The 10,515-nt window shown below is 72.7% G+C and carries 10 protein-coding genes; 2 read left to right on the forward strand and 8 right to left on the reverse strand.

Annotation, left to right across the window (positions count from 1 at the left end; genetic code table 11):
- Positions 1-11 precede the first annotated feature (11 nt).
- Positions 12-254: a LapA family protein gene (locus tag ABZS54_RS31340; protein ID WP_355543632.1), complete on the reverse strand. Its 243-nt coding sequence runs from the start codon at positions 252-254 to the stop codon at positions 12-14.
- A gap of 74 nt (positions 255-328) precedes the next feature.
- Entirely contained in the window at positions 329-1,150 is an 822-nt protein-coding gene (locus tag ABZS54_RS31345; RefSeq protein WP_355543635.1) for a SpoIIE family protein phosphatase, read from the reverse strand.
- A gap of 227 nt (positions 1,151-1,377) precedes the next feature.
- On the opposite strand from ABZS54_RS31345, the gene ABZS54_RS31350 reads away from it, so the two are divergent.
- The gene (locus ABZS54_RS31350) at positions 1,378-2,268 is read left to right on the forward strand and encodes a hypothetical protein (RefSeq protein WP_355543638.1); all 891 of its coding nucleotides are present in this window, start codon (positions 1,378-1,380) and stop codon (positions 2,266-2,268) included.
- Between the two features lie 44 nt (positions 2,269-2,312).
- Here ABZS54_RS31350 and ABZS54_RS31355 read toward each other — a convergent pair whose 3' ends face one another.
- The 5 genes from ABZS54_RS31355 to ABZS54_RS31375 form a co-directional block, all read right to left on the reverse strand.
- Positions 2,313-2,945, reverse strand: a complete 633-nt coding sequence (locus ABZS54_RS31355; RefSeq protein WP_355543641.1) for an AAA family ATPase — start codon at positions 2,943-2,945, stop codon at positions 2,313-2,315.
- A gap of 83 nt (positions 2,946-3,028) precedes the next feature.
- On the reverse strand, positions 3,029-4,222 hold the full coding sequence (locus tag ABZS54_RS31360) for a type III PLP-dependent enzyme (RefSeq protein WP_355543644.1): 1,194 nt from the start codon (positions 4,220-4,222) through the stop codon (positions 3,029-3,031).
- A complete protein-coding gene (locus tag ABZS54_RS31365; protein WP_355543659.1) occupies positions 4,219-5,952 on the reverse strand; it encodes an IucA/IucC family protein in 1,734 nt (577 codons plus the stop codon). The genes ABZS54_RS31360 and ABZS54_RS31365 overlap by 4 nt, the downstream gene beginning before the upstream one ends.
- Positions 5,953-6,024: 72 nt before the next feature.
- The gene (locus ABZS54_RS31370) at positions 6,025-7,737 is read right to left on the reverse strand and encodes an IucA/IucC family siderophore biosynthesis protein (RefSeq protein WP_355543647.1); all 1,713 of its coding nucleotides are present in this window, start codon (positions 7,735-7,737) and stop codon (positions 6,025-6,027) included.
- A complete protein-coding gene (locus ABZS54_RS31375; RefSeq protein ID WP_355543650.1) occupies positions 7,734-8,942 on the reverse strand; it encodes an ATP-grasp domain-containing protein in 1,209 nt (402 codons plus the stop codon). Before ABZS54_RS31375 ends, ABZS54_RS31370 begins: the two co-directional genes overlap by 4 nt.
- Before the next feature lie 338 nt (positions 8,943-9,280).
- Between ABZS54_RS31375 and ABZS54_RS31380 the strand changes: the two genes are divergently transcribed.
- Positions 9,281-10,099, forward strand: a complete 819-nt coding sequence (locus tag ABZS54_RS31380; RefSeq protein WP_355543653.1) for a siderophore-interacting protein — start codon at positions 9,281-9,283, stop codon at positions 10,097-10,099.
- A gap of 10 nt (positions 10,100-10,109) precedes the next feature.
- Here ABZS54_RS31380 and ABZS54_RS31385 read toward each other — a convergent pair whose 3' ends face one another.
- The gene (locus ABZS54_RS31385; RefSeq protein ID WP_355543656.1) at positions 10,110-10,403 is read right to left on the reverse strand and encodes a hypothetical protein; all 294 of its coding nucleotides are present in this window, start codon (positions 10,401-10,403) and stop codon (positions 10,110-10,112) included.
- Positions 10,404-10,515: the final 112 nt, after the last annotated feature.

The raw sequence follows: 10,515 nt of genomic DNA on the forward strand, positions 1-10,515 counted from the left end.
GTCGGCTGCTCTCACCGGGGTCGGCGGTTGCGCCCGATCAGCCAACCGAAGAGCGCCCCGACCACGAAGGTGCCGGCCAACACGAACCACAGCGGCGCCTGCACTTCGGGGATCCAGAAGCGGATCGCGGTGGTTCCGGTGTTGGCCAGGACGAACCAGACGCTCAGCACGATCACGATGACGATCACGATCTGCCGCATGGTGATCCGCGGACGGTGCTCCGCCGTGCCGCCCTTGGGTGAGGTCTTCGCCATGTTCGAACGGTAGGACCGGGTCGGCACGGGCGCGCTGTGGACGGGCCGAACGGGTGGGTGCGGGGGCGGTGCGGTCAGGCGTCGGGTTGCCCGGGCTGCTGTGCTTGCCGCGGCCGGTCGGGCTGCCTCGGCTGCTCGGATTCGAGCAGGAACAGCGCCGCGTCGCCGGTGAAGGACGCGTCGGAGTGCGCCTCGATGTCCACCACGAGGCGGTCCAGCGCGTCGGCGAAGTCGCCGTACAGGCGATCGGGCGCGCGTTCCGCCAGCGGGTAGTGGTCGCCGCCGGTGTCGGCCGCCTCGGCCGGGCCGTCGGTGTACAGCAGGACCCGCTCGCCGAGGCCGACCGCGACCGCCAGCTCCGACGGGCGCAGGCTGCCGGGGGCCAGCGCACCGATCGGCGGGGTGGCGAAGGCCGGTTCGAGGCCGAGCACGCGGCGACCCACCACCAGGAGCGGGGTTGGGTAGCCGCGATTGATCAGGGTGAGCGAGCCGATACCGACCGGATCGCCGACGTGTTCGACCAGGAGCAGCCGGACCAGGGTCCGATGGCCGCGGCGATGGTCCTCGCGCAGCGACAACGCGACCCGGTGCGCGATCTCGGACAGGGTCGGCGCGCTCGGCGCCGCCGCGGCGAAAGCGGTGAGCACATCCGCCATCCGATCGGGTGCGCACAGCGGATCGCCGGCCACGTCGCCGAAGATCGCCCGGGCGCCGAGCGGGGTGTCCCGGACCTGGCCGAACCAGGCGCGCGGGCTCGCGGGCGGCGAGCCGGGGATCCGGCGGGTGGCGATGCGCAGGCCCGGGGCCTCGGCGAGGGTGGTCACGTGCGGGTCCGGTTCGATGTCGACGGCCGGCGCAGCGCCGGAGGGGTCGGTCGATCCGGTGCCGGCATTCACGGGAACTCCTCGGCGGTGGGTCATGTCGAGCAGATTCACCCCCGGGCCCGTCCTGAAACGAGGCCGATGCTCGGGCGCCGGATCCCTCCGGACGGGCCGGTCGCCCTACCGGCGCGATGCCACGCTCGCCGGCCCGGTCCGCCCGCGCTCCCGCGCCTCCCGTCGAGGGGGTTGGCTCGGGTGGCCGACGGGCAGCGTTTCGGGAGGAGAAGAGAGAGGGGGCCGTGATGTCCGGGGCAGAGGATACGGAGTCGGCGGAGGTCGGCGAGCAGGCGATGACCCGGTTCGACGACATCTACGACCGGCCGGACCCACGGGCCTTCTTTCGGGCGCTCGGATCCTTCGAATACCAGACGCCGCATCACGCCCAGCGGATCTTCCGCCGCATGCTCGCCACCCGGACCGGCAATGGCGACGGCACCCTGGAACCGGTCACCGTGCTCGACATCTGCTGCTCGTACGGGATCAACGCGGCGCTGCTCAACCACCACGTGACGCTGGCCGATCTGTACGACCGGTACGGCTCCGCGCACATCGCCGCGCTGGACACCGCCGAGCTGATCGAGGCCGACCGCGCCTACTACGCGGCCCGCCGACGTTCGGACGCGGTGCGCGTGGTCGGTCTCGACGTGGCTGCGAACGCGGTGACGTACGCCCGGGCGGTCGGCCTCCTCGACGAAGGGTTCGCGGAGAACCTGGAGTCGGCGCCGCCCTCGTCGGCGCTGCTCGAAGCCGCGCGGCCGACCCGGCTGATCACCGTCACCGGCGGCGCCAGCTTTTTGTCCCCGCGAAGCTTCCGGCCGTTCCTGGCCGACGCCCGGGAGCCTGCGTGGGTGGCCGCGTTCGTCCTGCGCACGGGGTCCTATCAGGCCATCGCCGACGGCCTGAGCGCACACGGCCTGGTCACCGAGAAGGCCGCCACGCACACCTTCCCGCAGCGCCGCTTCACCAGCGAGCGGGAGCAGCGCTACGCCGTCGAGGCGGTGATCGCCGCGGCCGAGGACCCCCGGGGCAAGGAGAGCACCGGCTACTTCCACACCGCGCTGCACCTGTCCCGCCCGCCGCAGGACACCACGGCGTTCCCGATCACCGGCCTACTGCCGCCGGCACAGGACTGACCTTCGCCCGGCGGGCCGCGCCCCGGGTCGATCTCCCGCGCGGATCAGAAGAACCGGATGTGCCGGACGCCGACCCAGGCCCGGCGCGCCCGGCCGCGCAGCGGGCCGTCGGTGTTCGGGGTCGGGGTCAGCCCGGCCGAGTCCGCGATGCGATCGGCGACCCGGGCGACGTCGATGCGATCGGTGTGCACGTGCTCGGCGAACTCCGGGGCCGCCAGCCGCTCCAGGCACAGGTCGAGCCTGGACACCGCGAAGCTCTCCCGACGCAGCGCCGCCGCCTTGCCGGCCACCACCCGCACGGCGTGCCCCAGGCCGCGCTCGCGCAGCCGTCGCAGGACCGTCTCCCGCTCGGCGAGCAAGGTGAAGTGCCGCACGTCGTGGCCGCGTTCACGCAATCGTTCGACTGTCTCCCGGAAGTTGCCCGGCTCGATCACCGTCATCGGCGCGATCACCGGGCCGCCGTGCTCGCTCAGCACCAGGTCCAGCACCTCGAACACGCCCTGTCGCCAGGCGGGCAGGTCCTGGAAGTCGCCACGCAGCGCCGGTGGCAACATCCGGTGCAGGCCGAAGCCGACGAGTTCCGGATCGCAGATCACGCTGCCCGGCAACCGCCGGGACAACTCGTGCGCGGTCTGCGTCTTGCCGACCCCGAACGGGCCGTTGATCCACAAAAGCATGCATCGACCCTACGAGCTCGACGCCGGTTCCGGGTCGATATGCGAGCACCTCGGCGAGTGGCGCCGGTTTCGGGTCGGCCCGATCACAGGTAGTGGAAGCTAGGGTGCGGGTGCATCAGGAAGTCGTGGTGGGAGATGTTCCACGCGTAGGCGCCGGCCAGCGCGAAGACCACGCGGTCGCCGACGCGGAGCCGGGAGACCGGACGCCGGCGGGCGAACACGTCCTTGGGGGTGCACAGTTGACCGGTCAGGGTGACCTCGGTGTCGTGGATCTCCGGGCGCGGCCACGGGTAGGGCCACGGGCTCGTGGTGGGCACGATCGCGCACGGCTGGTCGTGCCCCTTGGCTGCCGGGGTACGCAGGTGGTGGGTCCCGCCGCGCAGCACGGCGAACGTGCGGCCGTGGCTGTGCTTCAGATCGAGCACCTCGGTGGCGTACCAGCCGCAGTACGCGGTCAGCGCCCGACCCGGCTCGATTCGCACGGTGAGGTCCGGTCGGTCGGTCAGCAGGCGGCCCAGGCCGGCGCCGAAGCGGGTCCAGTCGAAGCGGGCGGCCCAATTCGCGTAGTCGACCGCCATCCCGCCGCCGATGTTCACATCGGGCAGCGCGATTCGATGTCGCACCGCAACGTCCCGCGTCCACCCGAGGATGCGTTCGGCGACCGCGAGCTGCGTGTCCGCGTCCAGGCCGCTGGCCAGGTGCGCGTGGATGCCGCGGATGCGCACCCGACCCGCGTCCGGCCCGGCGAGCAACCGCAGACAGGACTCGACCTCGAACGGATCCATCCCGAACGGGCCGGAATCACCGCCCATCGTCAGTGCCGCACCGTGCAGTAGGTGCGGCCCGAGCGGCAGGTTGACCCGCAGCAGCACGTCGACGTCGCGCTCGGGGAACCGGGCGGCCAGCGCGATCAGTTGGTGCAGCTCGTGGCGGCTCTCCACATGGAAGCGCCCGACGCCGGCGCGCAGCGCGGCGATCAGTTCGTCCACCGTCTTGCCGGGGCCGCCGAACGCGACCGGCACAGTGGGCAGATGGGCCAGCACGTGCGCGAGTTCGCCACCGGAGGAGACCTCGTAGCCGCTTACGTGGGCGGCGAGCGCGGCCAGGATCTGCGGCGCGGGGTTGGCCTTGGCCGCGTAGTACAGCTCGACTCGGGCCGGCAGCGCCGCGCGCACCGTCGCCGCGTGTTCCCGCAGCCCGGCGAGGTCGTGGATGTAGGCGGGCAGTTCGGCGGCGTCCAGGTTCGCCACCCGGGTCCGCACGGCAGGTGTGATCATCGCGCGCTCCGGGCGGGTGTGCGGCGGACCCCGCCGGGTATCGACGCGGCCAGGGGCGAGGGGATGCGCAGGTACCGCGCCTCGCGGTCGGCTCGCCGCTCCCAGCGGGCGAGCAGGTTGCCCTTGGCGGGCAGCGGCGCGCCCGCCAGCAGCGCCCGCAGCGGCGGCGGTTCGCCGTGCTCGGCCGAGCAGTTCGCCAAAACCGTGCGCACCCGCGCCCACAGCCGGGCCTCCAACGGCGGATGCAGATCGGTCAGCGCGGCGAGCATCTCGGCGATGTTGTTCACCAGCAGGCAGTAGGCCACCCGGTCCCAACCGCGTCGAGGGGTATACGTCATGGGTTCGGCGACCGAGAGCGGCAACGCGGCCAGGGTGGCGGCGTGTGGTTCGGGCAGCAGCTTGGTGCCCTCCATGTCGCGGATCAGCACCTGGCGGGGCCGACCGGCGTCGTCGACCGCGAGCAGCACGTTCTGCAGGTGCGGCTCCAGCACCACGCCGTGTGCGAAGTAGGCGGCCAGCACCGGCGGGACCAGCAGCCGCAGGTAGTCGTCCCACCAGCGCAGCGCCGCGTGCGGTCCGGCGCCGGGCGGCAGCAGCCGCGACACGTGCGCGGACCCGGTGGGATGTTCGGCGGCCACGGCGGCGGCCAGCAGCGCCGTGAGACCCGGCCGCAGTCGCGCGGCCAGGCCGTCCCGAACGATCACCCCGAACCCTTCGAGCAGATCGGGCGCCACTGCCGCCGACACACTGCGATACGCGGGTTCGCCGAGCATCGCGAAGTCGGGGTACCGAGCCGCCATCCGATCCAGGATCGGGGCCAGTGCGCGGGTCAGTGCGACCGCCCCGGACAGCTCGTAGGCGGCGTTTCTGCGCACGCAGTTGGTGATCCGCACATTCAGACCGAACTTGAGGAACACCCCCGCACCGGACAGCGTGCGCACCGACGCGGTGGGTGTGAACGGGTCGCCGCCCGGGCCCAGGTCGAGCACGTCGCCACGGGCCAGCGCGGCGCGCAGGCGCGGGTGTTCGGCCAGGAGCTCGTACTGCCACGGGTGCGCGGGCAGCAGCGTGTATCCGGCCGGGACCGGGCCGAGTCGGTCCAGGACCGCGGTGTCCGAGCCGGACAGCCGCTCCTGCGCGATCAGTTCGGTCCGCACCGCCAGATGCCGCAGGCGGAATGCGGCCCGGGCCTCGGGCGCGTAGACCGCCCACGTGGTCGGGTCGGCGCCGCGGGCCTTGGGCGTGGGATGGAAGCGGTGCCCGAAGAGCAGGGCCTGCTCCGATTCCAGGTAGCGCGAGGCGGGCCGGGCGGCGCGCCGGGCCACACCAGCCGCCACGCCGGCATGGCTGGAGGCCAGTTGGCCGAGGAACTCGTCGTTGCCGACGCCGGTCCGCAGACCCAGCTCGGTGTGGATGCGCTCGGCCAGCTCCGACCAGGTCAGCACGCGCCATGCGGAACGGTGCAGTTCGGCCGCCGGACCGGTGAACCGGTGGTCGCCCAGCAGCGAGGTGCGCCGCAGCCGGACGCGCAGCCACGTACCCGAACGGGCCAGGTGCAGCCGGAGATGGCCGGTGTCGCCGGACTCCACGAAGCTGCGTCCTTCCGGGCCGCACACCTCGCGGTGCAGACAGTTGAGCAGGGTGTGTGTGACGGCGTCGTCGGCCGAGGGCAGCGTGGGCGGCGCCGGCGGGGCGGAAGCGGTTCGGGGGTGGGCCGACGAGAGCGGCATGGGCGACTCCAGCGGTTCGAGGGCGGTGTCGGGGTGTGCGGGAGAGGATTCGAGGTGGGCAGGCGGCACGCGCTATCTCCGACTCGCGGCCCATCGCAGGTAGTTCGGCCCGGTCGTGTAGTGCTTGTTGATGTCCGCCGCGCCCGAGCGCTGTTTGCTGAGCAGCGTGCCGGCGGTGATCATTGCCTTGACCGGCAATCGATCCTCCAGCAGCACCCGGCGGCGCAACTCCGGCTCCGCGAGTTCGTCGAGCTGCTCGTACACCAGCCGGAGCAGCCGATCGCGTTCCGGCGCCGGCAGGGCGAAGGCGATGGCGCCGGCGCACAGATGCACGGTGATCGTGACGAACACGTCGGCGAGCGGGCCCTCGTGCGTGGTGTAGGTGCGCGGATCGTCGAACCCGCCGTGCGGCAGCGGACAGTGGGCGGGGTACACCCGCGGGCCGTCGTTGTCCTTGAACAACAGGCGGGCCGGGCGGCCCTTGGCCAGCACCAGGGAGACGTTCTGCGGGTGTGATTCGAGCGCGATGCCGTACCGGTACAGGGTGGTCTGCCAGTCCAGCAGCAGTGTGAGATAGGCGGCGAGCAGCGCGAACCGGTCGCCGCCGTGGAAGCGGTCCGCGACCCGGTCCAGCACCAGGGCGCCGTCCGGTCCCTTCGCGAGCAGCGCGGCGAGCGGCAGCACGAGGGCGTCCTCCAAGCCGGGCGGGTGGCGGCGCACCAGTGCCGCCAGCAGCTCGTGCCCCGCGTGCAGGTGGCTCTGCTCGTCGGCGAGCAACACCCGGTCGCGAAAGCGTGGTTCCCGGTTCAACACCTCGGCCAGGAGGCGCTGCCCGGCGGCGCCGTCGACGAGGGTGCCGGGCTTGATCGTGCGCCGGTTGCGCAGGCCGAGGGTGGCGATGGGCAGCGGGAGCTTGAGATGCACGGCGGGATCGTGCGCCACCGCGACGGTACGCATCGACAACGTCGGACGCACGTCCAGGTACTCCCGGTCCGTCGGCACCGCCGGAGCCGGGAGTCGGTCGAAGGTCAACGGGTGGACGGGCAGAGCGAGATGGTCGGGGGCCAGGTCGGGTCGGCCGAGCTCCGCGGCGGTCGGCCACCACCCGGGCAGCGTCCCGGCGCGGGTCGTCGCGTCATGCGGCAGCAGCGCCCAGCGCAGCCTAAAGCTCGGATGGTACTCCGGCGCGAATCGGCGCAGCGCCGCCGCGGCCAGGCCGGAGCGGGCGCGTGCGGTCGGGTAGAGCGGATGGTCGACGTGCGCGGCCAACGTGTCCAGGGCCGGCCCCGCGCCCGGGCCGGTCCACGCGCTCGGGTCGAGGCCGTGTCGCTCGGCGAGCCGGGCGTGCACGGCGGAGCCGGTGCGCGCGAGCAGCCTGCCCGCCCCGGCCGCCTGCCGGCACTCCTCGGCGAAGTCGTCGAAGCCGGACCGATCCTGTGGGTCGGCCGCATCGCGCAGCACCGCGAGCAGGTGGTCGGTGTCGGTCACCCGGGTGCCGTCGTGCTCGCCCACCAGGAGCGGCGCCCGGGTCGCGTACTCGCATTGGAATCCGTCGGCCCGGACCGGCAGCAGCCATGTGTCCGTGCCGCCTCGCACGGTCAGCCGCAGCCATGTGCCATCCGTTCGGTACAGCGGCACGGCCGTGCCGCGCAGACCCAGAACGTCCTCGCGCAGCACGGTGTCCAGGACCCGGCACAGAAGTTCGCCCTCGAAGCGGTGCGCCGCCGGGGGCGACGGGGTGCTGCGGGCCCGGAATATGGGCGGGTCGCCGGCGCGCGGGGTCATGGCGTGATGCTCCACTGCCGGTCGGTCAGGAATTCTTCGGCCGCACGGTGCACGGCGGCTCGATCGCCGCCGAAGGTGCGCAGCACCCCGAGGTAGTCCCGGTTGGAGTGGTGCAGTTCGTGCCGTTCGCCGATCGTGCGCAGCGGGCGGTAGCCGATCCGGACACCGCCGTCGAGGAGCGTGTCCTCGCGGCCCGGGGCTTTGACGAGCACGCCGGCGCGGTCGGCGCACGGGTAGTCGACCCGGGCGTGCCGCCCCGCCCGGGCGCCCAGGTCGGCGGGCAGGTCGATGCCGAGGTGCACGCGCAGGATGTGCTCGAAGAGCGGGAGACCGAGTACGTCCTCCAGCAGCAGATCGCACTGGTCGCCGATCGCGCGGTAGTTGACCTCGATGATCCGAGGCCGCCCGTCCTGGACCACGAATTCCGTGTGGCACGCCCCGAATCCGACATCGAGCGCGTCGAGTTGGGCAAGCACCCCGGCGGTGATCGCGGCCGGCGGGTCGGGCACCAGGTCCAGCCGCGTCTCGACGAAGTACGGCGGCGGTGACAAGCGGGTGTGGAATCCGCCCAGGACCCGGACACGGTGTCGGTCGCCGAGGGTCTCCAGGGTGTACAACTCGCCCGCCAGGAATTCCTCGACCAGCAGCGCCGCCGCCGGCCTGCGGCACCGGATCTCGGCGCAGCGCGCCAGGAGTTCCGCGTCGTCCGTGACCAGCACCACGTCCTCGCCCGCGACGCCCTCGCGCGGTTTGAGTACGCACGGATACGGCGGCGCGAGGGCGAGCAGGTCCGTCGCCTGCTGTTCGGGCGCCAGTTCCGCGGCCCATACGGTGTCCGCGCCGGCGTCGGCGAGCCGGCGACGCATGTGTGCCTTGTTCTTGGCCCGGAGCGCGGCCCTCCAGTCCTTGGCGGGCAGGCCGAAGTAGTGGGCCGCGAGGGCCGCTTGGACTTGGAGGTGGTCGCTGTTGGTGAACACCGCGTCCGGACGGTGCGCGGCGCAGATGCGATCGACCACCGCGCGGAAGTCGCGTACGTCGCAGTCCAGCACCTCGACCCGGGGGAGCCCGGCGCACAGTTCACGGTGGGCCACCGCGTGGGCGGGATCGGCGAGCAGGGTGACGTCGAGCCCGAGGCGGCCTGCGGCGGGGAGGAATCCCTCGGTCACCGAGTCGGTGGGGTTGAGCGCGAGCAGGTACAGCCGCATGCGTGATCGGTCCCTCTCGGACACGTCGACCCGGGCACGGCGAACCGGACCATCGACCCGGAGCGTCGATCCGGATCCTCGGCCCGGACTCGGAACAACTTAGGGTAGGCATACTTGCCAGCCAAATCCGGTCGATCCCAGGGCCGTTCGGGTTCGCCTCGGCGCGTCGGCAGTGCACACCGCAGGCGCGGACTTAGGTTAACCTAACCCGAGGTCGGGCCAACCCGACCCCGACATCGTCTCGGGTCGTCCGTGGTCGACCGTGTCCGAGAGGGCGAGTTCCAATCTCCACCGAACGTGAACGCCGGGCGCAGCTCTACCGGCCCTTCCAGCTCACCGTGGTCCGCAACACGTCGATCACCCGCAATGCCACCCGGATCACCCTGACCGGCCCGCGGCTGGCGGACTTCGTCCCGGGCGGCCCCGATCAACGGGTCAAGCTCTTCGTCCCGCGCGAGGGCCGACCCGCGTCCCGGATCACCCGGGACGACCTGACCTGGCGCGAGGCATGGACCCGGATCCCCGAGGCCGACCGGCCGTACCAGCGCACCTACACCGTGCGCGCGCACCGGTCGAATCCGGTCGAGATCGACATCGACTTCGCGCTGCACGCGCCGGGTGGACCCGCCTGCCGCTGGGCCCGGTCGGCTCGCACCGGCGACGCGATCGAACTGCTCGGGCCGACCGCCGAGCGTAACGGCGGCTACAGCTTCGAGCCGCCCGCCGGCCGTCGACTGCTGCTCGCCGGCGACCATGCGGCGCTGCCCGCGATCGGGTCCATCGTGGAGTCGCTGCCCCGTGACGCACGCGGGCACGTCTTCGTCGAGGTGGGTTCCGCAGCGGACCGCCAGCACCTGGCGGCGCCGCCCGGGGTGCGGGTCGACTGGGTGCATCGCGGCGACGCGCCGGTCGCGGAGAACCGGCTGCTGGACGCGATCCGGGCCGCGCACCTGCCGGTCGACCATGGCTACGCCTGGTTGGCCGGCGAGGCCGGTCGGGTGCGTGCGCTGCGCCGTCACCTCAAGGACGAGCGCGGCATGGACCACCGCTCGATCGCCTTCATGGGCTACTGGCGGGTCGGCCACACCGAGGAGACCGCGCATACCGAACCCACCGGCCGGGTGAAATCCGCGCAGCCGATGCGACTCGCCCGCTGACCGCCGCCGCTCACCGGGTCCGTGCGGACCAGGTGCGCTCGGCGCGCATCCGTCGGGCGATGACCACGAGGTCGATCCAGGCGATCACGGCCGTCACCGCACAGACGACAGCGGCGACGATCCACAGGGTGCGCACCTCGTGCGTGACATCCGCGGTGGCAGCCAACGCGCACAGCGCGCAGCCCACCACGAAGAACGGCACCGCGATCCTGGACATGACCCGGCGGGCGGCGAGGTCGCTACGCGGGTGGGCCGCCTCGCTGCCCGGAGGGCGCTTGGCCGGAGCGCGATGTCGCGCACTCATACCTTTGGCTTACCCGACCGCACGATCGGTACGCGGATCCCGCGTCGAGGCGTGTGCGCGCCGCTGTGCGGGTCGGTGCGGTGGCCGGCGCACGGGCCGGCGCACGGGCCGG

The sequence above is a fragment of the Embleya sp. NPDC005575 genome (assembly GCF_040605455.1).
GTDB lineage: Bacteria > Actinomycetota > Actinomycetes > Streptomycetales > Streptomycetaceae > Embleya.